20 protein-coding genes are annotated in these 23,795 nt (G+C 56.0%); 8 read left to right on the top strand and 12 right to left on the bottom strand.

Going from position 1 to position 23,795, the window contains the following annotated elements; all coding sequences use genetic code 11:
- Nucleotides 1–28 precede the first annotated feature (28 nt).
- From VAE57_RS00845 to VAE57_RS00835, 3 genes are read right to left on the bottom strand one after another with little or no spacing between them, the layout of a single operon-like run.
- Nucleotides 29–571: an NUDIX hydrolase gene (locus VAE57_RS00845; protein WP_322820025.1), complete on the bottom strand. Its 543-nt coding sequence runs from the start codon at nt 569–571 to the stop codon at nt 29–31.
- Entirely contained in the window at nt 543–1,850 is a 1,308-nt protein-coding gene (locus VAE57_RS00840) for a HAMP domain-containing sensor histidine kinase (RefSeq protein ID WP_322820024.1), read from the bottom strand. Before VAE57_RS00840 ends, VAE57_RS00845 begins: the two co-directional genes overlap by 29 nt.
- 36 nt (nt 1,851–1,886) lie before the next feature.
- The gene (locus VAE57_RS00835; RefSeq protein WP_322820023.1) at nt 1,887–2,534 is read right to left on the bottom strand and encodes a DedA family protein; all 648 of its coding nucleotides are present in this window, start codon (nt 2,532–2,534) and stop codon (nt 1,887–1,889) included.
- A gap of 225 nt (nt 2,535–2,759) precedes the next feature.
- Here VAE57_RS00835 and VAE57_RS00830 point away from each other — a divergent pair, with 225 nt between their 5' ends.
- Nucleotides 2,760–3,845 carry a zinc ribbon domain-containing protein gene (locus VAE57_RS00830; RefSeq protein WP_322820022.1) on the top strand — a complete coding sequence of 362 codons (1,086 nt, stop codon included), beginning with the start codon at nt 2,760–2,762 and terminating at the stop codon, nt 3,843–3,845.
- A 25-nt stretch (nt 3,846–3,870) separates the two neighbouring features.
- On the opposite strand, the gene mfd is transcribed toward VAE57_RS00830, so the two are convergent.
- Both mfd and VAE57_RS00820 read right to left on the bottom strand, forming a co-directional pair.
- A complete protein-coding gene (gene mfd / locus VAE57_RS00825; protein WP_322820021.1) occupies nt 3,871–7,428 on the bottom strand; it encodes a transcription-repair coupling factor in 3,558 nt (1,185 codons plus the stop codon).
- A 92-nt stretch (nt 7,429–7,520) separates the two neighbouring features.
- Nucleotides 7,521–8,435 carry a DMT family transporter gene (locus VAE57_RS00820; RefSeq protein WP_322820020.1) on the bottom strand — a complete coding sequence of 305 codons (915 nt, stop codon included), beginning with the start codon at nt 8,433–8,435 and terminating at the stop codon, nt 7,521–7,523.
- 224 nt (nt 8,436–8,659) lie between these two features.
- On the opposite strand from VAE57_RS00820, the gene def reads away from it, so the two are divergent.
- The 5 genes from def (at nt 8,660) to VAE57_RS00795 (ending at nt 13,270) form a co-directional block, all read left to right on the top strand.
- The gene (def, locus tag VAE57_RS00815; protein WP_322820019.1) at nt 8,660–9,226 is read left to right on the top strand and encodes a peptide deformylase; all 567 of its coding nucleotides are present in this window, start codon (nt 8,660–8,662) and stop codon (nt 9,224–9,226) included.
- Between the two features lie 44 nt (nt 9,227–9,270).
- On the top strand, nt 9,271–9,822 hold the full coding sequence (locus tag VAE57_RS00810) for an HD domain-containing protein (RefSeq protein WP_322820018.1): 552 nt from the start codon (nt 9,271–9,273) through the stop codon (nt 9,820–9,822).
- A gap of 27 nt (nt 9,823–9,849) precedes the next feature.
- Entirely contained in the window at nt 9,850–10,284 is a 435-nt protein-coding gene (locus tag VAE57_RS00805) for an RpiB/LacA/LacB family sugar-phosphate isomerase (protein WP_322820017.1), read from the top strand.
- Between the two features lie 145 nt (nt 10,285–10,429).
- On the top strand, nt 10,430–11,293 hold the full coding sequence (locus tag VAE57_RS00800; RefSeq protein WP_322820016.1) for an SDR family oxidoreductase: 864 nt from the start codon (nt 10,430–10,432) through the stop codon (nt 11,291–11,293).
- A 903-nt stretch (nt 11,294–12,196) separates the two neighbouring features.
- Complete coding sequence (locus VAE57_RS00795; protein ID WP_322820015.1) at nt 12,197–13,270, top strand: HD domain-containing phosphohydrolase; 1,074 nt, start codon at nt 12,197–12,199, stop codon at nt 13,268–13,270.
- 477 nt (nt 13,271–13,747) lie between these two features.
- Here the strand turns inward: VAE57_RS00795 and VAE57_RS00790 are convergent, their stop codons facing one another.
- The 6 genes from VAE57_RS00790 to VAE57_RS00765 form a co-directional block, all read right to left on the bottom strand.
- Complete coding sequence (locus VAE57_RS00790; RefSeq protein WP_322820014.1) at nt 13,748–14,359, bottom strand: SH3 domain-containing protein; 612 nt, start codon at nt 14,357–14,359, stop codon at nt 13,748–13,750.
- A gap of 91 nt (nt 14,360–14,450) precedes the next feature.
- On the bottom strand, nt 14,451–15,389 hold the full coding sequence (locus VAE57_RS00785) for a DUF3445 domain-containing protein (RefSeq protein WP_322820013.1): 939 nt from the start codon (nt 15,387–15,389) through the stop codon (nt 14,451–14,453).
- On the bottom strand, nt 15,382–16,341 hold the full coding sequence (gene mmuM / locus VAE57_RS00780) for a homocysteine S-methyltransferase (protein WP_322820012.1): 960 nt from the start codon (nt 16,339–16,341) through the stop codon (nt 15,382–15,384). Before mmuM ends, VAE57_RS00785 begins: the two co-directional genes overlap by 8 nt.
- An 851-nt stretch (nt 16,342–17,192) precedes the next feature.
- Nucleotides 17,193–17,972 carry a glycosyltransferase family 2 protein gene (locus VAE57_RS00775; RefSeq protein ID WP_322820011.1) on the bottom strand — a complete coding sequence of 260 codons (780 nt, stop codon included), beginning with the start codon at nt 17,970–17,972 and terminating at the stop codon, nt 17,193–17,195.
- 2 nt (nt 17,973–17,974) lie between these two features.
- Nucleotides 17,975–19,027 carry a Holliday junction branch migration DNA helicase RuvB gene (ruvB, locus tag VAE57_RS00770; protein WP_322820010.1) on the bottom strand — a complete coding sequence of 351 codons (1,053 nt, stop codon included), beginning with the start codon at nt 19,025–19,027 and terminating at the stop codon, nt 17,975–17,977.
- 210 nt (nt 19,028–19,237) lie between these two features.
- The gene (locus tag VAE57_RS00765) at nt 19,238–20,896 is read right to left on the bottom strand and encodes a DEAD/DEAH box helicase (RefSeq protein WP_322820009.1); all 1,659 of its coding nucleotides are present in this window, start codon (nt 20,894–20,896) and stop codon (nt 19,238–19,240) included.
- Between the two features lie 239 nt (nt 20,897–21,135).
- Between VAE57_RS00765 and VAE57_RS00760 the strand changes: the two genes are divergently transcribed.
- Both VAE57_RS00760 and VAE57_RS00755 read left to right on the top strand, forming a co-directional pair.
- Nucleotides 21,136–22,449, top strand: coding sequence for a response regulator (locus tag VAE57_RS00760; protein ID WP_322820008.1), 1,314 nt, complete (start codon nt 21,136–21,138; stop codon nt 22,447–22,449).
- A gap of 90 nt (nt 22,450–22,539) precedes the next feature.
- The gene (locus tag VAE57_RS00755; RefSeq protein WP_322820007.1) at nt 22,540–22,797 is read left to right on the top strand and encodes a hypothetical protein; all 258 of its coding nucleotides are present in this window, start codon (nt 22,540–22,542) and stop codon (nt 22,795–22,797) included.
- A gap of 269 nt (nt 22,798–23,066) precedes the next feature.
- Here the strand turns inward: VAE57_RS00755 and VAE57_RS00750 are convergent, their stop codons facing one another.
- Nucleotides 23,067–23,408: a hypothetical protein gene (locus tag VAE57_RS00750; protein WP_322820006.1), complete on the bottom strand. Its 342-nt coding sequence runs from the start codon at nt 23,406–23,408 to the stop codon at nt 23,067–23,069.
- Nucleotides 23,409–23,795: the final 387 nt, after the last annotated feature.

Here is a 23,795-nt window from a genome sequence, read left to right as displayed (position 1 = left end):
TAGGGATAGTCGGATGCGGTTTTGGTGATCACCGCCGTAAACGCAGCAGGGCCAGTGCGATGACGGTTGTCCAGGCCAGTACCTTAAACTCACCGGTGGCTAACGCCTGCTGCACATCATCTATCGATAATAACACCAGTTCTTGGGCTTCGAGATCATCGCTCTCGCCTTTGCCGACAAACGTCGCCTGGCGGGCGAGGAAGAGATGCGCGACTCCGGCGCCCCGGTTACCATCAACCGCATAGCGCCCCAGGCATTCCCATTCAGATGCAACGTAGCCGCTCTCTTCGCGTAATTCGCGTTGGGCTGCCAGCAGTGGATCCTCACCAGGTTCAAGGTATCCGCCCACCGGTGCCAGTGACAGCCCTTCCACCGCATACTTCTCTTGCCGAAACAGGACAAACCGCTGATCAACGGTGATCGCTGCCACATTCACATATTCTGGTGTAATGATCCACTGCCAGTCGGGAATTTCACGCCCATCAGGCAATTCGATATGATGACGTTCAACGGTCAGAAATGGCGGTTGATGTAACACAATTTCACGATTGCGGAGTTTCCAGGCCGGCATATCCTCTTCCGTTCTCTTGCTTCCAGCGCGGGATTATCAACTGGACACGGGTACCTCCCGACGAATCAGGGTCAATCCGTAAATGACCATGGTGAACACGAGCGACCTGACGTGCAATTGCCAGCTCCAGTGTGTGGGCACGGCGCTTTTGGGCTGACAACGCACGGAGATCGGTGTTTGGGGGCAATGCGGGATCGATTATCTCGATCCAGACGTTATCATCATCGGCACCTCCACTGACCGTCATGATACTGCCAGCCGGTAATTCCCGTGCAGCCGAGACAATAAGACCAGTCAGTGCTGTGTGCAGTAGGCTTTCATCGCCGACTATCGATGGTAAAACGGGTAGGTTCACTACTACCTGAACCTGATCCGGTTGCGCAAATGCCCGCCGGGCCATCGCTACAGCGGCGAAAGCAACTGTTACCAGGTCTACCGGATGCGCAGCAGCGTGATCAAGCTGGGCAAACCGTTGCAAACGACGGGCACTGCCGGCACCGGTTTCAGCAGCAGTTTCGATCATTTGCAGATCGCTGATCTGCTCGTCGATTGCATCGAGTTCGAGAAGTTGGGCACGACCCAGGATCACCGTCAGCAGATTGTTTAGGTCATGGGCAATGCCGGCGGCTGCCAGACTCAACACCCGTGATCGAGTGATTGCCGGATGGGCAATCGCCAGCGCCAGCTCGATGAAGTGCACCTCGTCAGGCCAAAACGGTCGTAAGCGACCATACTGTTCCCCTTGATGTTCAAAGGTGTACGGAATGGTCACCTGCGCCTTTGTCATCGCTTGTGGGATAAGCCCCAGGCTGCACGATAACACCTCACTCAGTAACGCAAATCGCTCTTCGCCAGCAGCGTAGCGCACGTTGATCTGAGCAAGCAAATGCTGCCAGATAACCTGACGAACTGCCATTCGTCGGATATAGATACCCTCAACCAGCAAGGCAAGCTGGTTGAGCAGCGACGACGATATGGAGGTGTCCGAGGGCAAGATCAGACCGCTGACGGTACGCCCGTGCGAAGTCAGTGGCACCCAGAAGCCATCAAGGTTATCGGCTCCATCGATAGCCGAGGCAACACTCAGAGGCGTTGCTGTTGCCGGCAACGGCCAAAACGGAGTTGGTTGGGCGGCACCATCGGCAATCATCCAGGTCGTCGGCCCAATCACCAGCCACGTTGCTGTCGGTAGCAGCGGAGCCAGTGCACAACACAACTCACGTTCGGTGACCGTAAGGGGTGAGAGCTGCTTCAATCTGGCTTCCTGATCTGTGACCAAACTATCATCCTGGTTCATAACGACGAAGCCAGCCAGTTATTCACTCTGGTTCAGTATCGGTTTGTGCAAACCGCGGAGTCGCTGCACAACAAACACCACTACAGCAATAGCCAGTACCACCAGCACCAGCTTCTGATACTGATCAACGATCTCAATCACAAATTCCCAGTTGGCACCCAGAATAACACCACCAATGGTTAGCAGCGATGTCCAGATCGTCGAACCAATGGTGGTAAAGAGCAAAAATCGGCCCAGCGGCATGCGATTCATACCAGCCGGCAATGAAATCAGGCTGCGAATGATCGGGATGACCCGGCCACCCAACACGATAATATCGCCATGAGTGGTAAAGGCATGAAGGGCTTTATCGAGGTCTTGCTCGGAGAGCAAGAAGAAACGACCATAGTGACGGAAAAAGGGTCGTACCAGCGGTTCACCAGCCAGCATGCCAATGTAGTAGAGAATAATTGCCCCCAGAACTGAACCGAGCGTTCCCGCAGCAATAGCCAGAAAGAGGTTCATCTCTCCGCGTCCTACCAGAAAGCCGGCAAACGGCATTACCAGCTCAGACGGGATAGGCGGAAAGAGGTTTTCGGCCAACATAACCAGTGTGATCCCAGGATAGCCGATAGCAAGGATGATGCTTTCAATCCAAAGTCCGAGTTGTTCCAGTATCTGACCCATTCTATTCTCCGTTTTAGTTATCGTTTCGCACCAGACTGTGCTGTTTGGTATGGTAGATGATGGATCGGTTGGCGTCAAGCGGGCGGGAAGGTGATGAGACTTTACAATACCGTAATGACTGGCCGGACACGATCGTTTATTTATTCACACGTATAGACGGTACGTAACCCAACAGGCAAGTATAATAAAAGCCAATCTAATGTCCCTACCAGCTCACGAGGCCGTATGAACAGCGTTCATCGTTCACCACGCTTTTGCCCAAACTGTGGAGCACTCTTGCCCGCCGGCAACCCGCGCTTTTGTATTGAGTGTGGGCATCAGCTTCAGCCATTGCCGGCATCGGAAGCAACACTGTCTTCTCCAGGCAGTGTCATGACCGTTCGCTTACCGAACGCCCGTGTCGAACAGAGTGTGATCGGTGGCACAATCCGATTGCCCTCGTCTGGAGCTATTCCGCCGGGTATGTGGGTGCTCGATGAACCACCCGGCGCGCAGCATGTTGTAGCCATCTACGCACCATTACGGGCGGTTGTTGGGGGATGGAGCGGCCTGAGCGGCAATGGCTGGCGCCGCGAAGAGCGCTATGCCATCTCCGGTTCACGTATGGTACATACCTTTACTGCTGAACGAGTCTGGTTTCCGGCCCCAGGTTGTGGTGGTGGCCTTCAGCTCCATGTCACGATTGCGGCGACTGCCGAATCCGAAGAGGGCAAAAGTCGGCTCGGCTTTCGTTACCGTGAAGGAAGTAATCCGCCAATGCAGGTAATCCGCGCTGAGTGGCGCAACGCGAATGGAGAGGTGATTCGGCATCAACCGCTACCGGAGATACAAATTATGGCACCACCGCGCGTCTTGCGTGTGTCAGATTTTCGTGAAACTATTAGACAGATGTCTACTGACGAGATGAAGCACTGGCTTGCCGGTAGCGCTGTGCAGGGAACATACCGCCTTGTGGGGGGCAATGTTCAGCAACGAACGCCGGCCGGTAGAGGACTGGTACTGACCGAAGTCACAAGCGACACAACGAAAAGGCGAAGCTGGTGGCAACGCCTGCTGGCGCCCGGTCCTACACGGTATTACATTCGGGTTGAGTATCCGCTTATTATTGGGTTGGGTGAATGGAAGCGACAGGTGAAGCAGATGACGCACGAAGCTGCCGGTCTGGGGCTTGATATCGAGACTGATGCCGTGATTGAGTGGTGGCTTGATCGGTACGCCTATGACGGGGTTATCTTCCACGGCGCTGCGCAGCGCTATCAGTTCGACCAGGTTGTCGTTGTCTTTCGCCGTGGTCAGCTCGCCGAAGTGTAAAGACGGTGGCTGTACTCAATGAGTATCAGGTACCACTGTAGCCGGCCAGTAGCTCTACCACCGCCAGGAGTCGCTCAGGCCATTGCGATCCGAGGAGACGGCGATCAAGACGGATCGATTGCGGCCCAAAGGCAATCGCGGCATCACGCGGAAACCGTCGGCGCAATCGTTCGCGCACGCCCGCAGCGAGCGGTGTTGCCAGCCGGATGAAGAAGACATCGCCTTCGGTTGTAATTGAGGCCACACCGGCCTGTAACGCCAGTAGTCGAATCTGCAACCACAGGATCAGGTGTAACACCGGTTCGGGCAACGGCCCACCGAAGCGGTCGATCAGCTCCTGGCGCAACCCACGAACTTCATCAAGGGTTGTTGCATCAATCATGCGTTGATAGACGGCCAGCCGCACGGTTTCATCGCTGATATAGTCGGGCGGCAAGTAAGCAGTAAGCGGCAGATCAATCGTTACCAGTGGCGCTACCAGCACACGTTCCGACACGTTTGGCGCACGCAGGCTCTCGGCCATTGCCGCTGGCGTAACCGAAGTATCGGTCACCGTTTCTGTCAGTTCATCTACATCCTGCTTCAGTTTTCGCACAGCCTGTTCAAGCAACCGCGAGTAGAGATCAAAACCGACAGCAGCAATGTGACCCGACTGTTCAGCACCAAGAAGATTTCCGGCACCGCGGATTTCCAGGTCGCGCATGGCAATCCGAAAACCGGCGCCGAGTTCGGTTGCTTCCTGAATTGCTTCCAGGCGCAAACGTGCGTCGTTAGTCATGATGCGAGCGACATTGTACAGCAGATAGGCATAGGCGCGGGTTGCACCGCGCCCGACCCGACCACGTAATTGATAGAGCTGGGCCAGGCCGTAATTGGTCGCATCGTCGATGATAATGGTATTGGCATTCGGCACATCAAGACCGCTCTCGATAATCGTGGTACAGACCAACACATCATAGCGACCCTCGAAGAAGTCGATCATTACCTGCTCCAGCTCGCGCTCGGCAAGCTGGCCATGGCCGATTGCAATGCGGGCTTCCGGTACGAGCCGGCGCAACCGCTCGGCCATGTGATAGATACTCTGCACCCGATTGTGGACAACGTACACCTGTCCTTCGCGTTCGAGTTCACGCCGGATCACCTCCTGAATGAGGTGATCATCGGTCGGCACCACGTAGGTCTTGATCGGGATACGGTCTTCGGGAGGCGTGTCAATCACACTCAGATCACGAATACCGGCCAACGCCATATGCAGGGTGCGCGGGATGGGAGTGGCGGTCAGGGTTAAGACATCCACTTCTGTGCGCATCAACTTGAGGCGCTCTTTGTGACGGACACCAAAGCGTTGTTCCTCATCAATAATCACCAGGCCAAGGTTACGAAAGACAACATCGTTGGAGAGCAGCCGATGAGTGCCGATAATAATGTCGATCTTACCCCGCGCCAGATCGCGGATAATTGCATCTTGTTCTTTCGGCGAGCGAAACCGCGAGAGCATTTCAACCGTCACCGGAAAGGCTGCCATGCGCTTGCGGAAGGTGTCGAAATGTTGCTGAGCCAGTACAGTGGTCGGCACCAGGATAGCTACTTGTTTTCCGTCTTGAACCGCCTTGAAGGCAGCACGTAAGGCAACTTCAGTCTTGCCAAAGCCAACATCACCACACACCAGGCGATCCATCGGCGTTGGCTTCTCCATATCGGCCTTGACCTCGGCAATTGCCCGGAGCTGATCATCAGTTTCCAGATAGGGAAAACTGGCTTCGAGTTCACGCTGCCATTCGTTATCGGGGGAAAAGGCGTGGCCGGCTTTAAGCTGACGCTGCGCATAGAGGCGTAGTAACTCTTCGGCCAAATCCTGCACCGCAGCGCGCACTTTGCGTTTGGTACGCTCCCAGTCCTGGGTGCCGAGACGGGTCAGCGCTGGTGGGCCATCACCGGCGCCGATATAACGAGTTACCCGGTCGATCTGATCAACCGGCACGTAGATTTTATCTTCACCCGCATAACGAAGCACCAGATACTCGCGCTCGACTTCACTGACGGTACGACGAATCATGCCGTCGAAGATGGCAATACCGTGCTCGATGTGCACCACATAATCGCCCGGCTTTAGCGTACGCAGAAATGCGGCGCGATCAGTTGTGCCGGTTTTACGACGACGCTCGGCGAGTGGCCGGCGCTGGCGCACACCAAAAATCTCACTGTCGGTGAGCAGGGTCAGGTGAAGATCGGCGAGCGTGAAACCGGCTTCAAGTCCGCCATGAATAGGCACGAAACGTCCACTGACTGTTTCCTGTACCAGCCGCTCATTCACCAATTCTTGCAGGCGCGCCGCCTGTGCCGTAACTGCGACCACCAGCTCACCGCCTCGTACCTGCTCAACAACCGTATCAATCAGGCGGCGCAATTGCCCACCGTATAGCGGCGGAACACCAAACGATAACGGGGGCAAAGCGTCAGGATATGCGTTGTGGCTTAAATCCGCAACGATAAGCGTCGTCGAGTCCCTTAGGTGCAATTCATTCCAGCGCAGGTAAGGGCGCGGAAAGTCAGGCGGCAACTCACCCAGAGCCAGTAGTTGAGCACGGTAGTCAGCAGCCTGCATATCAATTTCATCAGCATGCTGGGCAAGGAGATGACCTTCCGCCAGGGCAACCATGCTCTGCGGTGGCAGGTAATCCAGCAGGGTCGCCGTCTGATTGTAGAAAAACGGGGCATAGAAGGCCCGTCCCTCAAAGCGCTGACCACCGGCGAGTTGTTCACGAGCAACAGCCCATTCATCACGGACTTCGCGACGAAGCTGACTCAGATCAAGAGTATCAATCCGGCGCAGTGCCTCAGCACGGCGCCAGAATGGAATCTCGTGGGGTGGGCCAATCTCGGTCCGCTCCAGGCGCTGCTCGCTGCGCTGGGTTGCCGGATCAAACCGACGCAGACTGTCGATTTCGTCATCAAACCACTCAATGCGCAACGGCAGTTCATCGCCTGGAGGCCAGACATCAAGGATCGCGCCGCGCCGACTCAGCTCACCCGGCTCTTCAACCATCGCCACCCGTTGATAGCCGTTGTCAAGTAGGGTTGCCACGGTCTGCTCAATCGACACCTGCATCTCACGCTGAAGCCTGATCGTGGCGTTCGCCAGATCAGACGGTGGTAATGTCGGTTGCATCAACGCCTTCACCGAAGTTACAATCACCCCGGCAAAGGAAGCTGCCTGCAACCCACGCAACACAGCCAGTCGTTGCACAAGTACATCGCGGCCGGGAGACATCTGCTCGTATGGCAACGCATCAGCAGGAGGGAAGAGCCAGACCTGATCCGACCCTAACCACAGCCGGAGATCGTCGGCTGACCGGAGCGCACTCTCGGCACTGAGGGTGACATAGAGGGTTGGCGTCGTGCGGTAATAGGCCAGTGCAGCAATCAATGCCGGACGGGCAGCCGCCGGCACCGGCGCAATCGTTTGACAGCCAGGGCGCAGCGATGCTGCCAGCGCTGCAATGCCCGGCAGGTCAGCCAACACTTTACCGAGTGACTGAACACTTGTGAGCTGATGGTATGTGGCTGGCAATGGTGTTACCATTGATAACCTGAACACACAACGAACCGCCGACCGACGTACCGGCGGTTGCAAAGATTTACATTTTAGTATAGTACCACGAGAAACGGCATTGGTTACCGACGGCGGGTCAGCAAGACCCCACTGACGATCAGCAAGCCACCGACTCCCTGTACCCACGTTGGCTGTCCACCGATGAGCGGCCAGGCGATGAGAGTTGCTACAAGCGGAATGGCACAGCCGTAGATCGCCGTGCGCGCACTGCCGGCCACACGCACACTATTATTCCAGAGGACATAGGCCAGCACCAGAGCCAGTAAGGTTGCGTAGGCCAGGGCGAGCCACGCTTGCATGCTCACCTGCGTCCATACAACCGTTGACCAATCTGGTATGCTGATGAGGATCATACCCGGCACACCGGTTACCATCGTCCAGGTTGTAATCGCCAGCGGGGATAGACCCTGACCAAGAGTACGGACGCCGAGGGTGTACATCATCCAGCAGAACGCAGCACCGAGCATCAGCAGATCACCCAGTAATCCCTGACCACCGAGACTCAGACCACGTTCGGCCACCACCAATGCTACCCCGCTGATCGCCAGCGCAATCCCAACTGCCATGACGCGACGGATCCGCTCAATACCGAGCAACGCTGCCGCCAGAGCAACCAGCGCCGGCGTTGTAGCAATAATCAGCGAACCGTTCGCTGCTGTTGTCAGGGTCAGGCTATAGGTGAAGAGCGCCTGATAGATCGTGTTGCCGACTACACCAATCCAGGTCAACTTCCAGAACGTGTGCCGATCAGGGAGTGCTCGTTGCCCTTCACGCCAAAACATAAAGCCCACCAAAAGCACACTTGCACTTGTAAAGCGTAACGTCGCAAACACCAGCGGAGGAATCTCGATCAACGCAGCCTTCACAATGCTAAAATTCGCACCCCAGATCAACACAACCAGCAACATCGTCAGATCGGTCGGGGTCAAACCGGCAAACAAAACCGGCTGTTCAACGCGGGTGGTGGTGGTTGTCATACATCCTCGGCTTCCAGAAATGCAGCTTACTCTTCGGATAGGGTACCACAGACATATCTGTCATAACCAGCATCTCCAGACGGATATTTGGCTTGTCAAAGGAGTGAGGAAGTTCGTAATTCACCCTTTCATTTCACCACCTGACAACCTTGCCGCAAACCTCACGCTGTCGTAGAATGGAGGAAGTAACTGATTGAAGCCTACGGGCAAGGAACACACATCATATGGCTATTCGACGTATTCTGCGGATTGACGATGCTGAGGATCGCAAGATCCTCAAGATGCAATGTCGCCCAGTCAAGTTGCCAGATCGCAGTCTCAAGCAACTGGTGGCCGACATGTTTGAGACCATGCGCGCTGCCCACGGAGTTGGGCTGGCCGCGCCCCAGATTGGTATTCCCATCCAGCTTTGTATCATTGAAATCCCTGCCGAATATGAGGAGCGTGCCGACGGCAGTGTGGTTGAGGTGGCACCAGCCGAACCATACGTGCTGATTAACCCGCGCATTGTCAAGATGAGCGGGGAAGAGGTCATGCGCGACGAAGGCTGCCTCAGTCTACCCAGCTGGTACGGGATGGTGCCGCGTCAGACCTGGGTAACGGTTGAGTTTCAGGATCTGAACGGTAAACACCACCGCTTGCGCCGCGCTGGTGATCTATTGGGTTGGGCCATTCAGCACGAAGTTGACCATCTCAACGGTATTCTCTTCACGGAACGGATCCGTGACCTCAGCACATTGCGCGATATTACGAAGGAGCGTGACGCGCAACCGGTTGATCAGGCTCCATAGCCACGGTGATGCGCCACGTGACACCTGGCCTGATCTGAAGCGGTATGCAAACACCTGATCTGGTACAGGCTGCACTCTTCTTTGCTGCCCAGGCGCACAATGGCCAGTTGCGCCCCGGCAGTACCTGGCCGTACCTCGTGCATCTGTGCGACGTCGCTCTTGAAGTGGCGACAACGCTGATGATTGAGCCAGGACATGACACAACGCTGGCACTTTGTTGTGCACTTTTGCACGATGTGCTTGAGGATACTGATACTGACGAGGCACAGTTGACGCAGTTCTTTGGGCCGGCGATCACGGCGGGAGTGCGGGCACTCACAAAAAACCCGACCCTCCCCCAGGCCGAACGGATGGCCGATAGTCTGCATCGCATCCAGCATCAGCCGCGTGAAGTCTGGCTGGTGAAGCTGGCCGACCGGATCAGCAATCTATCAACACCACCTCCTGACTATTGGTCGGCAGAGCGAATCGCTGCGTATCGTGCTGAAGCTGAACTCATTCTTGCAGCCCTCGGTTCGGCCAGTCCACATCTGGCTGCACGACTCCGGAGCAGAATTGAACAGTATGGTGCAGCCTCTCCCATTTTGGGACAGTGAAAGCCATACAGAGGGAAAGGATGTCGTATGCGGATTGCTGTAGGTAGTGATGAACGGACTTACATGACCGATGCGCTCATCGCCGAACTCAAACAGCGTGGTCATGACGTGATCTTGTTTGGACCACTTGCCGGCACATCTGACCCATGGCCCGATGTTGGACGGGCAGTTGGCGAAGCTGTGGCTGCTGGCCAGGCCGATCAGGGTATCGTGTGCTGCTACACCGGTACCGGGGTGAGCATCGCTGCCAATAAAGTACCCGGTATCCGCGCTGCTCTGTGCCACGATGCGCAAACGGCAGCAGGAGCACGAAAATGGAACGACGCGAATGTGCTGGCCCTGAGTCTGCGTACCACAACACCTGAACTGGTGCGCGAAATCCTCGATGCCTGGTTCGCCACCGAATGCCCACCAGAGGAACAGGTCACGATTGACCGGCTACGCACGTTCGATAAGGTGTAAACCCACTTTGTGCTTCACCTTTATCCTGAAAACCATGATCAGGCAAATAGCGCCTGTACCTGTGGTATAGTACAAAAGGATGCACGTGACACGAGAAGACCCCGGTTGATGTACCGGGGTTTTTGTATGAATGAGGCAGGTGACGATGGAACAGACAATGCAAGGAAAAACGGTGATTGTCACCGGTGCTAATTCGGGTATTGGTTACGTTACGGCACGCGAACTGGCTGCGATGGGAGCACGCATAATCATGGTTTGCCGTTCGCAGAGCAAGGGCGAAGCGGCCCGGCAACGGATCCTGCAAGAAACCAAAGGAGCACCAGAACCAGAGCTAGTACTGGCTGATTTTGCCTCACTGGCATCAGTACGCCGTGCTGCCGGTGACATTCTGGAGCGCTGCCCACGGATCGATGTCCTGATCAACAATGCCGGCCTGTTTGTCTCGGAACCCCTGGCCAGCGTCGACGGTTACGAAATGACCTTTGCCGTCAATCACCTGGCCCCCTTCCTGCTCACCAACCTGTTGCTCGAACGGATCATCGCCAGTGCACCGGCCCGCATCATCAACGTTTCTTCTTTCGCGCATGTCGCCGGCAGAATCACGATCCCACAGATCGCCTCTCCCCAGCGCCCCAACATTGCCCAGGCTTACAGTGACTCCAAGCTGTGTAACATTCTGTTCACAAACGAACTGACCCGTCGCTTGCATGGGAGTGGGGTGACTGCGAATAGCCTGCACCCCGGCGCAGTCGCCACCAATTTTGCCGCCGACGCCCGTGGTCTGTTTGCATTCTTCTTTCGCCTTGCTCGTCCTTTCATGCTCTCGCCGGAACAGGGGGCAGCGACCTCGATTTACCTGGCTTCTTCACCAGAAGTTGCGGAGATCAGTGGGCAATATTTTGTTCGCAAGAAGCCTGCCAAACCATCGGCAGCAGCGCAAGATGTAGCCCTGGCAAAGAGGTTGTGGGAGTTCAGCGAACAACTGGTGCGTGAGAAGGTAGCGGCGTGATGGGATCTCATTAGACCGCACGATATTGCGCAGATAACCAGATCGCGGCAATAGCGCAATAACGGTTGGGTGAAGGTAGTCCTTCACTTATGCGAATGCTGTTCACCATAGCCCAGAAGACTGGCAGGCAGGTAACTCAACAACGTGTCAACGATTGTTGAAAAGCACGGCGTTGAGACAGCGTATAGCAAATCTGGTGCAGCAAAGGTCATAGCGTGATCGATGGTGGGCAGACTGGCAGCATACTCGCCAGGGTTACGTACCGGCAACGGTACACCCTGCGACCTGCACCTGCCGGTGCGTGCGGCGGAAGCGTAACTTCCACACACCAAACAATGCGCTACAGGCAACCCAACCCGAACACCGTATCCACGCCGGCGCGTGATACCACAGGGTGTACGACGGAAACGACCTCCGCAGTTACTGCCGGCGTGATGGTACACTCGAGAACGATGACTTCTATTCAACCAGATTGGATATTACCCAGAGCGACAGCGATGTGTGAATGGGCGTGAGCCACCCGTTTCCGGTACACAGGCAGAAGCGGGAGCTACGCTGTTGCCTGCCTGTTGATGCGATGGTGTCTAATATCGCAGCCTTCCCCAATACACTCCGCTCGCAAACAGTTTGATATGGAACTATCGATAAAAAGCATAATGGCTTTGGTAATATGATAGTAATCGTACTGGTCTAAAATGAGTAAAGGATTTTTACCGCGAAGTTCAAAATATGTGATGATCGATCAATTGCTTTACGATGTCGTTACTGAACACAGCCAGGCTATTTATCAGACGTAGTTGAGCCAGGATGTTATCAGTGCGATTTGAAACCGATATACCGCATCACGCCATGCTACAATAAACATCGCAGCAACATCCGTTAAGCCGGAAAGCATCATAGCCTATGCAGAGTCAACCCTACAACGTGTTGGTCATCGATGATGACCCCAATGTGCGCGATATTCTAAGCAGTCTGCTCAAACGTGAACGCTGTATCGTCCGCACCGCAGCATCAGGGCAAAGCGGCATTGCGGCTGCCCAGGCCGAGTTACCCGATCTGATCCTGCTCGATGTCATGATGCCCGATCTCGACGGGTTCAGTGTCTGCCGAATGTTGCGTGAAGATCCGCTGACGGCTGAAGTTCCCATTATTATGATTACTGCACTTGATGATCGGGCTTCGCGGTTAGAAGGAGTAAAGGCCGGTGCAGATGAGTTTTTATCCAAACCAGTCGAATTGAGCGAGTTGCGCCTGCGGGTGCGCACGATGCAGCGGATCAACCGCTACCGCCGATTGATCGAAGAGCGCGAGCGCGCAGCAGCTCAGGAGCGTCTCCTGACCGAACAGGCCCGGCAGGCAGCCCAGGCTATTGCGGATGCATATGATCAAACCCTGATCGGTTGGTCACGTGCACTTGACCTCCGTGACAAAGAGACAGAGGGGCATTCACAACGGGTCGCTCAACTTACGCTGGCTGTGGCGCAGGCACTCAATATTCCCCCAGAAGAGCAGATCAACATGTGGCGCGGTGCGATGCTCCATGATATTGGCAAAATTGGCGTACCTGACGCCATTTTGCACAAACCGGGGCCACTCACCGAAGAAGAATGGGAGATTATGCGTCGCCACACAACTTATGCCTACGAGTTACTCTACCCGATTGCTTACCTGCGCCCCGCTCTGGACATTCCATACTGCCATCATGAAAAGTGGGATGGTACCGGCTACCCACGAGGCTTACGCGGCGAACAGATTCCACTTGCGGCCCGTATCTTTGCCCTGGTTGATGTTTGGGATGCGCTGACAAATGATCGACCGTACCGCAAGGCGTGGAGTCGTGAGCAGGCCTGGCAATACATTCACTATCAAAAGGGTAAACATTTTGATCCGCAACTGGTTGATCTTTTTCTCTCCATTGCTGTGCCTGACCTGACGAAGGTGATGGAACGCCAGGTTTCTGGAGGGAAAGAAGATTAGCGGTTAACTCAAGTTGCCACCTTTTTCACCACAGAGGCACAGAGGAAGGGCATAATCCGAGTGCTGTGCTACCTTGGGGGGTCGTGACGTAGCGTGTGTCTATGGAAACTGGCTGCTCACCACAGCATGCATACGGTTACGTCACTGATAGCGCGTCACGCCTTTTCTCCTTCCAGGTGTGAAGTACAATACCCCAACCCTCACCCGCCCCCGCTGGGGGCGGGAATTACCGGTGTTGGGCACCTTCCGGCATACGCGACTTTATTCAGGGTTGCGATACAACGCTGGCAGCAGGCAAGGCGTGCTGTTTCAGGTGGAGGGTGAGCGGAATGCGTGCACTTTCGGGGTGTCTGTCGACGCCTTACGGGGGTATAGCACCGGGATCATCCTGGATAGCGTGGCATGACTCCGATCACACCAGGGTTGATAGTAGCCGGTAAGGGCACGGCATACCGTGCCCTTACGAGCTGACCTTGTTTACTGAGCCGGGGCAAGAAAATCGACAGCGACGAATCCTTCCAGGCCATCAGGGGTACGTACCGGTCGCCAGACAAAATCAGCACCGACAACATCATCACCGATCTGCTCAAGGCGAGTGCCATCGGGAAGCGTAGCAATCGGCTGGTTATTGCGATTGGGTTGAGGGCGGAGGAAGAGTCCCTGACCACCAGTATTGACGACTACAAAGAAGCGAGGAGCGGGTGTTGGGGCTGCGGTGGGAGCTAAGGTACCGGTACCACTCTGGATATCAGTAGCGGTTGTGGGTTGTTCAAGCATAGGGGCAGTAGGAACACCTAATGGCGCCTCCCGACGATCACCCCGTAGGAGAGACAACGACAAGATAAAAATCAGGACGATGAGTACAAGACCTCCAATCATATACATCCAACCCCGTTGTTGTAACCACCGAATCAAAATCTGGGTAAAATTACCGCTGTATGTAGTACCACTGGCAGCAGATGTCGGTCGCCAGCGCGGCGCAGACGCTGTGGCGTCCAGACGTTCAGTACGTGCTGTGTCACGTCGCTGAGCCGCATCACCTGGTCGCGGATCAGTACTTCTGGTCTGCCGTTCTGGATTTTCTCTCATGAACGTCTCCTCTATTCGCCTCATCGCCGACATATGATAGCATATCTTTGTCTGGCAACTCAGCCTGTACGGCTGATCGATGTGTGGCAGACTATGACACCAGATCGCACAGTCGACGATCCAGATACTCCAGAAGTGGATGCAGGTAAGGGGTAATTCCTTTATAGTCGAGGATGGCCGGATCGAGCTGGCGGAGGAGCTGAGCCATGGCAGCCGTCCACTGCGAATCGCTGGTCAGTTGTGCCAGCGGGGCCACGTAGGTTCGTACTGTGAACAAGACTACCGGATGACGAACAAGGCGAACGAGCGTCTGTCGCTCTACACGGTAAAAGACACGTTCACCGGCATTATCTGCGGTTACTGTGCTCTTCTGTTGATCGAGTGGACCAAGGCGCGGCGAGAGATCGAGATCGGGAAGCACCGCCAGTGACCAGTTGCGCCGCCAGACCGGACGCTGTGATTGCAGTCGACTTATCAATTGATCAGTTGATCGGGCCAGTTGTGCGACGAAACCAGGCACTGGCCCGTGAATAGCGGACAGCGGTAACCCCATCTTATCGGAGAGACACCAGCGGTTGGGAAAGCAGAGCTGACCGGCAATCAGCGGATGCCCGGACGCTTCATCGACCGCTATCAGCAGCAAATCTTCCTGAACCTGACGACCGAGCCAGTCGATTGGCCATAGGCCGAGATCGTCACCAATCCGAATTGTTGACACCTGATTGGTTAGACGATTTTCCCACTCCAATTCTGCACCACGCTGTCGCAGCACGAACCACTCAGGGTAGGAACAGTGTAGTTCTGCTAATCCCCATTCTAACAGTTCCCACTGTGCCGGCAGACTCTCAGGGTATGCCTGCACGTAGTATGAGTGATCGGCAGCTAACAATGCCCGTTTCAGCATCAATTCGGCATGATAGTGAGCAGGATCGACATGAAAAACCGGTGCGCCGTGCAAGGGGTATGCACCGACTCGTAATACCTGCGGCGAGGGAATGACGAAAGGATCGAATGGCCATGCTTCAATCATGATTCACCCCGGCAGCGGCCCAGGCAGCCAACGCTCGGATATGTTCAGGAGTGGTCCGGCAACAACCACCGATCAGCCGTGCCCCCACAGCGTACCATTGCCTGGCCTGGGTCACAAAATCGCCAATCTCAGTCGTACCAATCCAACATTGCCCAACCGGATCATAGACTTCTCCCGAATTAGGATAGACCACAATCGGCTTGTCGGTAACAGACCGTACAGCGCGGATAAGATCGGGAAGGAAGCGAGGAGCTGTACAGTTAACCCCAATTGCAGCCACCTGGGGATGGGCAGCAATCTCAGCAGCACATTCGGCAATTGGTTCACCCTGAGCAGTGTGAGCACCATCGCGAGCACTAAAACTAATCCATGCGGTCAGGTACGGGAATTCGGGCAAGAGCGCAACTAATGCCCGTGCTTCGTCGAGACAGGGAATCGTTTCACAGGCAAAGAGATCGGGTTGAGCAGCCGCAAGAGCAGCCATGCGAGGTCGATGAAACTCAATCAATTCAGCCACAGATAAGCCGTAGTTACCGCGATATTCCGAGCCATCGTGCAAAAATGCACCATACGGGCCTACCGAGGCCGCAACCAGTGGTCGTAGCCGCCCTTCGCGATTCGCCGGGTCAGCCCAAAACTGATCACGTGCAGCCTGGGCCAATGCGACCGAGCGCTGTAAGAGCAGGATTGCCTGACCTGGAGCGATGCCACGTGCCATAAAACCGGGAATCGTTGCCTGATAACTCGCAGTAATGGCAACATCAGCACCGGCCGCAAAATAGTCGGCATGCACAGCCTGAATCAACGATGGATTCTCGATCAATACCTTTGCCGACCAGAGCGGATCAGCGAGATCGCAACCACGCCGTTCTAGCTCCGTAGCCAGTGCCCCATCGAGGATCAGGAGTGGACGTTGGGCAAGGGCAGCAGTTATCGGATTTGTCGAACTCATCTTGACCATCTCCCCCTTCGGCGAGGAATAGGCTTTGCGAATAGCTTCCTCCTTCGTGGCTTCGTTGCAAAAATGGCACCGGCTCCAACCTGAGCCAGATGTTCTGCCTGGTCAGTCAGATCAGCCCTGTGCCGATAGTAAGTGTCTGGTCCAGGCTTCAGTTCGGGTTACAGTTCCTGCACAACCGGACAACGAACGGTGAGTGCACTCTTATCTTTATCTTACCTGTGTCATACCAACTCTTGCTCGACAACATGCACTGTTCAGATGTGATTCTCGTGCTGAAGCGCTACCAGGTACCACCGGCAAGTCGCTAGTGCCCGTAGGGGCGACGCATGCGTCGCCCCTACGGGCATCCGGCAGCGCATCGTTCAGGTGCCACATCAAGGTGATAGTCGGCTAGCGTGTCGTGATCTCTGCAAATGGCATGTAACTATCTACTTTCATCATTCCAGGGTAACTGTTCGCCAAGTGCGAGATCATGTCCGGGCAACACCGGGGGTTGCCTCCTTAACTAACCCAAATGCTCCCTTTGTCACCACAGAGACACGGAGGACACAGAGGATGGATATAACCCGGTTGCGACCATGAGGCGTGACGTAGCACGTCCATGGGAATTGACTGCAACCCACATCATTCGCACGGTTACGCCATATGGTGTTGCGTACAACGTCGTGCTGTTCATCCTGACAGTCAGCCTCCGTGGTCTGCGCACAGCATAGGTGGCAACTCGAGTTAACTAATCATACCACAAGACATCTACCAGGGGTAAAAGCATGTTGTAATAAAGGGTGAGAAATAGTGATGATTCGCATACTAGAATTGTTGGGAAGTGCGGCAAGATTCGCAGGTCACGGTCGTGAAATATGCCGTAATTCGTACAGCATACAAAACTTCACCACTTCGTGCCAGGCCAGAGTGGCGCAGAGAAACAGCCCCAGCCAGCCATCGCGCCAACCACCGAGCTTAACATAGCGGCGCCAGAACTCACGGGCCGGCGCACCGATCAAATTACGCAGCCGCATCCGTCTGCCATGCCGATACAGCGTTATCGCCTCGGCAAGCGCGTAGCGGGCCTGTTTTTGCCACAATTCATCAAGCCGTTCGATATTGAGATGGAGCAGATGCCCGCGCAGTGTCCCGACGGTGCCGTTCAGCGTTGCCACTTCGTGTACTGCGACCTGCTCATCGTAATGAGCCGCATTGCGCCGCAGCAGGCGAAGCTGAAAATCCGGGTACCAGCCGCCACCACGCAGACGCCGCCCAAAAAACAGGTTGTAGCGGGGAATCCGGTAACCGACAAGGTCGGGCGGAGGGGTTGTCTGCAACCATGTGGCAAGTTCGATGAATAGTTCCGGCGTCAGGCGCTCATCTGCATCAATGAAGAGTACCCAATCGCCCCGACACCGGCGCAGCGCGAGGTTCCGTTGGGCACTAAAGCCACGCCATGGCTCAATCAACACCCGGCAACCGTGCTCTGCGGCAATCGCCGTGGTAGCGTCACGAGTCTGGGCATCCACGATAACGACCACATCATCGCTCAGGCCGGCGATGCTGCGCAGACAACCGGCAAGATGACGCTCTTCATCACGGGCAATGATGGCAATCGAAAGCAAGGAATGGTGCAGCATAATCAAAATAGTATTGCCTGTTGCGGCCCGCTCTCGTCATCAGTCGGTAGGGAGCGTTCCGGGTAAGGCAGGCCAAGATGTTCGTAAGCCCGCCGGGTTGCAATCCGACCGCGTGGGGTGCGCTGCAAGAAACCAAGTTGCAGCAAAAAAGGTTCGTACACGTCTTCGATAGCATCAACCTCTTCGGCCAGTGCTGCGGCGAGGGTACTGAGACCGACCGGGCCACCGTTGAACAGTTCAATGATTGCCCGGAGCAGACGACGGTCATTCTCATCAAGGCCCAATTCGTCGATCTCAAGCTGGGCCAGCGCATCCCGCGCCACCTGAAGCGTGATCGCACCGTCGGCTACAACCTGGGCATAATCGCGCACCCGGCGCAAAATTCGGTTCGCAATCCGTGGCGTCCCTCTGGCGCGACGACCAATTTCGCGAGCACCTTCAGGGCTGATGGGAACGCCAAGAATGTGCGCCGAACGGCTGACAATTTCGGTCATCGCGTCATCAGAATAGAAGACCAGCCGATGCACGGCGACAAAACGGTCGCGCAGGGGTGAGGTGAGTAACGCCAGACGGGTGGTGGCACCGATTACGGTAAAGCGGGGCAGACTGAGACGCAAGCTACGGGCACCGGGACCTTTGCCAACCACCAGATCGAGCGCAAAATCTTCCATCGCCGGATACAGCACCTCTTCAACGGCCCGATTCAGGCGATGCACCTCATCGATAAACAACACATCATTGGCCTGGAGATTGGTCAGGATAGCAGCCAGATCGCCGGCCCGTTCAATCGCCGGCCCACTGGTAATCTTGATTTTGGCACCCATTTCATTGGCTACCACATTTGCCAGCGATGTTTTGCCCAATCCCGGCGGGCCATAAAAGAGGGTGTGATCGAGCGACTCATTCCGCCCACGAGCGGCGGCGATGGCAATCCGCAGTTGCTCGACAACCTTCTCCTGGCCGATAAACTCGCTGAGGGTGCGGGGACGAAGGCTCTTCTCAACCTGTTGGTCGTCGCTATCTGAATGTGGATTGACCAGCCGCTCGGCGCTCATGCCCATCCTTTCCACCATTGTTCGCACAGGTGTACGCATCTCGCCACTGATTATAGCATAGCCCGGCGATACTGAAAGGAAAGAAGCGGGCAAGCGCCCGCTTCTCTCTGCAATCTGGCAGAGCCGTGGTATAGGAGATGGCAATGCTAGAGCGTTTGGATGACGGACGTGGATTGAAGCTGGTCAATCCCCCCGATCATAGCCAGCCGTTCAGGCTGCCACTGCCGCCTCTGCCAGGAGCACAGCCCGGACACGCTGACCGCGCAACGTTGTCCGATTAAGTGCCTGGAGCACCTGTTGGGCTGCCCGGCGCGGTACTTCGACGATGCTGGTCCGTGCTCGAATTTCGATCTCGCCGATGCTGCGTCCGGGCAAACCGGACTCGTTTGCAATGGCGCCGACGATGTCGGCAGGGCGAATCTGATCATTGCGACCAAGGTTGATCTGCAAGCGCACCATCGTCCGCTCAGCACGCTCGCTGCGTGCGTCGGCTTTGGTGCGTGGCGAACGCGCAGATCGTTCTGAGCGTTCACGCTGCGGACGCTCAGCAGGCGGTGGGGCGAGCCGGGTAATCGTATCAACCTGATCGGTCTGATCTTCGTTCAAGAGCAATTTCAACGCAGCGGCAGCTACCGTGCGCAGATCACCTGTGCCAGCCAGTTCGTCGACCATGGTGGTGTAGCCGGCAAGCGCAGGATCGGCCATCGCCGCCCGCAACTGATCGACCAGCGCCGCACGACGGCGGGCCGCTACATCGGCCAGCGTCGGCATCTGGCAGCGCTCGATCCGGGTGCGTGTCACCCGCTCGATGATCTGCAACATGCGGCGCTCGCGTGGGGTGATAAAGGTGATCGCCACTCCTTCGCGCCCGGCTCGTCCGGTGCGACCGATCCGGTGTACGTAGCTTTCGGGGTCGGTGGGTACATCGTAGTTGATCACGTGACTCACCTCAGCGATGTCAAGGCCGCGGGCTGCAACATCGGTTGCCACCAACACATCAAGTTGCCCTTCGCGGAAACGCCGCATCACCCGATCACGGGCGGCCTGGCTTAAGTCGCCATGCAGCGACTCGGCTGCGTAGCCCCGGCCTTGTAGCCGTTCACCAATATCATCGGCCTCCTGGCGTGTTCGGCAAAACACAATCGCCAACTGGGGCATTTCGGCGTCGAGTACCCGGCAGAGAGCATCGAGCTTGTCGCGGGCCAGCACTTCGTAGTAGGTTTGCCGGATACGCGGGGTTGTCAATTGCTCGGCAGCAATGCTCACCCGCACCGGCTGGCGAGTATAACGCAGGGTCAGGTTTTGCACTGCTGGTGGCAACGTCGCCGAGAAGAGAGCGGTCTGCCGTTCCGTTGGGGTCAATTGCAAAATCGCCTCCAACTCCTCGGCGAAGCCCATATCGAGCATCTCGTCGGCTTCGTCAAGTACCACCATACGCAGGTGATCAAAGCGCAGACTGCCACGCTTCAGATGATCGAGCACTCGTCCTGGAGTCCCGACCACGACCTGCGTTCCCTGAGCCAGCCCGCGCAACTGGCGTTCGATAGGTTGGCCACCGTAAATCGGTAACACGCGCAACGAACGGTGGCGGCCATAGCGATGGATCGCCTCTGCCACCTGGACGGCTAGCTCGCGGGTAGGGGCGAGGACAAGCGCCTGCACCACCAGCGCGTCGGTGACACGTTCAATCATCGGCAACGCAAATGCTGCCGTCTTCCCGGTGCCGGTCTGGGCCTGAGCGATCACGTCGCGACCGGCAAGTAACAATGGAATAGCCTGGGCCTGAATGGGTGTTGGTTCGTCGTAGCCAAGCCCGCTCAATGTGCTCACCAGCGCATCGCTCAGGCCCAACTCAGCAAAAGTCGTCATGGTATTCCGTTTCACATATCCACATTACATCGTGACGAAGATACGCCACGCAAGATCAAAATTATAGCATACATTTCTGATTTTGAAAGACCTTTTTTAAGCAAAGAGGGCATACAATTTTAGGATCAACGTCACCTTCACGGATCACCAGTGTGTGTGGTATTCTATAGTCATCAGAAAGATTTCGCTTTCATTGGGCATCTGCTCATATGATTCATACAATGCGGTAGGAGCGTGACATGACAGCACCGGCTCGCATTCTCGTTGCTGAAGATGAACCAGATGTGGGCATGCTCCTGCGGGAAATTCTGGTAAGTGAAGGGTACGAGGTAGAACTGGTACCCAACGGCCACCTCCTGGTGGAACGCGCCCAGGAACAGCCACCGGATTTGATCCTGGTTGATCTGCTCATGCCGTTGATGGATGGCCTGGAGGCAATCCGCCAATTGCGTAACGATACCCGCACGTCACATCTACCGATGCTCATCCGCACCGCACTTGGCGAATCGTCGCGTATTGTTGAAGGATTGGAGACCGGTGCCGATGACTACATTGTCAAACCATATGAACGCGAAGTCCTGCTGGCCCGTGTACGCTCACAATTGCGACGAGCATCGCAATTACCGGCCCGGAATCCGCTCACCGGCTTACCCGGCAATGTATCCATTCAGGCCGAGAGCAATCGTCAACTCCAGCAAGGGGCTAAATTTGCCCTGCTGTATATCGATCTCGATAATTTCAAAGCGTTCAATGATGTTTATGGGTTTGCACGTGGCGACAAAGCGCTGCACCTCGTGGCCAGTGTCTTACAGGAACAGTGTCCGCCAGGCGACTTTATCGGTCATATCGGTGGCGACGATTTTGTGGTGATTCATTTCGGTGATGACCCTGAGACGTTGTGCAAGCGTATTATCCAGGTCTTTGACCAGCGTGTTCGTACTCTGTACGACGAGGCTGATCTCCAACGAGGCTATCTGGTCGCCACAGATCGTTACGGTATTGTACGTCAGTTTGGAATTATTAGCCTGTCTATCGCAGTGGTAACCACTTACACACGCACCTTTCGCAATTATGACGAACTAGGGCGGGTTGCGGCAGAATTGAAGCAGGCGGCCAAGCAGATTGCCGGCAGTGCATACAAGATAGATCGACGAAGTGATGACTCAATACCCCCCTCCCTCAATGACCGCCGCAGTGGTTCATCTCCCGAAGCGCTCATCGTTTGTCACGATGACATTGTGCGCGCAGCAATTATCGCTACGCTCAATGTACGTGGCTATCGCCTGCTCATTGCCGATAACGAGATCGCAGCCCAGGGATTACTTGCACACAACCCTCATCCGGCGCTCATCGTGGCTGAAGTCCGGCGAGACACCCCAGTTCAGATCTGGCAACAAGTGAATCACAATACGATGCTGATCGCGTTGATCAACGATGACGAGGATGCCACCATCGCCCGGCAGGCAGGTGTGCAGGCTATCATTCGATTGGACGGCAATCCCCTCAATCTCTCTGACCAGTTGCAGGCAGCACTGACGACACTGGTGCGCTGAGGCCGTCGTTCCTGGCTGGTGAAGAGGCGGTGGATTAAAACCCTGCCTCAAGCCATGCCGGCGGGGGTATTTGGGCAGATGGAGCCTGACGTGCGGATGCTGCGACGCGACATCACCGACCGCACGCTCCTGCCCCGTGCCGTCATCGTGGACGGTCGGATGTTGCCGTCGAAGCCTGAACGCGGGGGACGCGCCGGCGACGATGGGCACAAACGACGCAAAGACACGAAGGTGCCTGGCTGTGGCTACGCTGGGGCAGGTGCTGGCAGTGGTGGTCGTGCCGGCCAACGACCACGACCGCGCACAGGTGGCGGCGCTGGCCCACCGCATGCAGGAGGTGACCGATGACGTGGTGGAAGTAACCTTCGCCAACAGGACGACACCGGTGAGCAACCGGCAGCCGAGGCCGCTGCTCACGGCATGCGCCTGGCGATGGTCACGCTGCCGACGGCCACGCGGGACTTCATCTTGCTGCCTCGGCCCTGGGTGGTCAAGCGCAGATTGGACTAGACGACGCACTTCCGTCGCCTGGTCGCGACGACGAATGTATGGCGGGACGCAGGCCGGGTTGCATGTCGTCGCCGTTGCCATCGTGTTGGCCCATCGGTTCGTCTCTTTCATAGTTCAAGGTTCATAACAGTCTCTAAAGTAGCCAACGGGAAGACTGCATTATTAAACTGAGCAGTACGCCCGTTGCAATCTATGCGAACCGTTAAGTACGGACTGCCTGGGTATTTGCGCAACACCACCTCCACCTCACTTCCATTGAGCCATGTGTGGGATTCTAAAGACCAGCTCCTGGCCGGCTCCCAGACAACGACTCTGCTGCCGTTCTTGACGATACGAAAAGAGTTAATCCAGTGCGACATGCGCACCTCTTCTGACATTACTTCAATCACGAAACTGCCGTCAGGCGACTCGAAACACTCGACATATTCATCATGTTTATTCACAGGCATACCCTCTTTCATGGGCCTAACGCCAGGCATTAGCTGCTGGCGGAGAGCTGGCAAAGGTGCGTGAGACCGGCACAGCTAATGAGCGAGAGAGCTTATCAAACAGTCAGCTACAGATAATGTCAGACTCCTTCACGACTAACCACGATGCGTGCAGATCAGACTCCGCAGCGCCTGGTCATATCACGGGCTGTGAAGTGCGCATTCCGCCACCGTTTGATCGTGTCACCATGCCGACGGTTCCACCGACCTTTTTCGCGCTCCAGTCCAACTGGTTCAGCGCCGGTGTTTTCCGCATCCTTCGGGTCGACGCTGGCGTTTTTCGTATCCTCATCGCTACGGTTTCGCGACGCTGTTTTCCGGTTGGGTTGCGAGCGGTATCGTGATCAA

The sequence above is a fragment of the Chloroflexus sp. genome (assembly GCF_034434295.1).
GTDB lineage: Bacteria > Chloroflexota > Chloroflexia > Chloroflexales > Chloroflexaceae > Chloroflexus.
Note: the sequence above shows the minus strand (reverse complement) of the source record. Positions and strands in the feature narration are given on the sequence as shown.

Excerpts from the sequence above, each read along its gene's own strand:
- VAE57_RS00845 (WP_322820025.1), bottom strand. The coding sequence starts at position 571 with ATGCCGGCCTGGAAACTCCGCAATCGTGAAATTGTGTTACATCAACCG.
- VAE57_RS00835 (WP_322820023.1), bottom strand. The coding sequence starts at position 2,534 with ATGGGTCAGATACTGGAACAACTCGGACTTTGGATTGAAAGCATCATC.
- VAE57_RS00830 (WP_322820022.1), top strand. The coding sequence starts at position 2,760 with ATGAACAGCGTTCATCGTTCACCACGCTTTTGCCCAAACTGTGGAGCA.
- mfd (WP_322820021.1), bottom strand. The coding sequence starts at position 7,428 with ATGGTAACACCATTGCCAGCCACATACCATCAGCTCACAAGTGTTCAG.
- VAE57_RS00820 (WP_322820020.1), bottom strand. The coding sequence starts at position 8,435 with ATGACAACCACCACCACCCGCGTTGAACAGCCGGTTTTGTTTGCCGGT.
- def (WP_322820019.1), top strand. The coding sequence starts at position 8,660 with ATGGCTATTCGACGTATTCTGCGGATTGACGATGCTGAGGATCGCAAG.
- VAE57_RS00810 (WP_322820018.1), top strand. The coding sequence starts at position 9,271 with ATGCAAACACCTGATCTGGTACAGGCTGCACTCTTCTTTGCTGCCCAG.
- VAE57_RS00805 (WP_322820017.1), top strand. The coding sequence starts at position 9,850 with ATGCGGATTGCTGTAGGTAGTGATGAACGGACTTACATGACCGATGCG.
- VAE57_RS00800 (WP_322820016.1), top strand. The coding sequence starts at position 10,430 with ATGGAACAGACAATGCAAGGAAAAACGGTGATTGTCACCGGTGCTAAT.
- VAE57_RS00795 (WP_322820015.1), top strand. The coding sequence starts at position 12,197 with ATGCAGAGTCAACCCTACAACGTGTTGGTCATCGATGATGACCCCAAT.
- VAE57_RS00790 (WP_322820014.1), bottom strand. The coding sequence starts at position 14,359 with ATGAGAGAAAATCCAGAACGGCAGACCAGAAGTACTGATCCGCGACCA.
- VAE57_RS00785 (WP_322820013.1), bottom strand. The coding sequence starts at position 15,389 with ATGATTGAAGCATGGCCATTCGATCCTTTCGTCATTCCCTCGCCGCAG.
- mmuM (WP_322820012.1), bottom strand. The coding sequence starts at position 16,341 with ATGAGTTCGACAAATCCGATAACTGCTGCCCTTGCCCAACGTCCACTC.
- VAE57_RS00775 (WP_322820011.1), bottom strand. The coding sequence starts at position 17,972 with ATGCTGCACCATTCCTTGCTTTCGATTGCCATCATTGCCCGTGATGAA.
- ruvB (WP_322820010.1), bottom strand. The coding sequence starts at position 19,027 with ATGAGCGCCGAGCGGCTGGTCAATCCACATTCAGATAGCGACGACCAA.
- VAE57_RS00765 (WP_322820009.1), bottom strand. The coding sequence starts at position 20,896 with ATGACGACTTTTGCTGAGTTGGGCCTGAGCGATGCGCTGGTGAGCACA.
- VAE57_RS00760 (WP_322820008.1), top strand. The coding sequence starts at position 21,136 with ATGACAGCACCGGCTCGCATTCTCGTTGCTGAAGATGAACCAGATGTG.
- VAE57_RS00750 (WP_322820006.1), bottom strand. The coding sequence starts at position 23,408 with ATGCCTGTGAATAAACATGATGAATATGTCGAGTGTTTCGAGTCGCCT.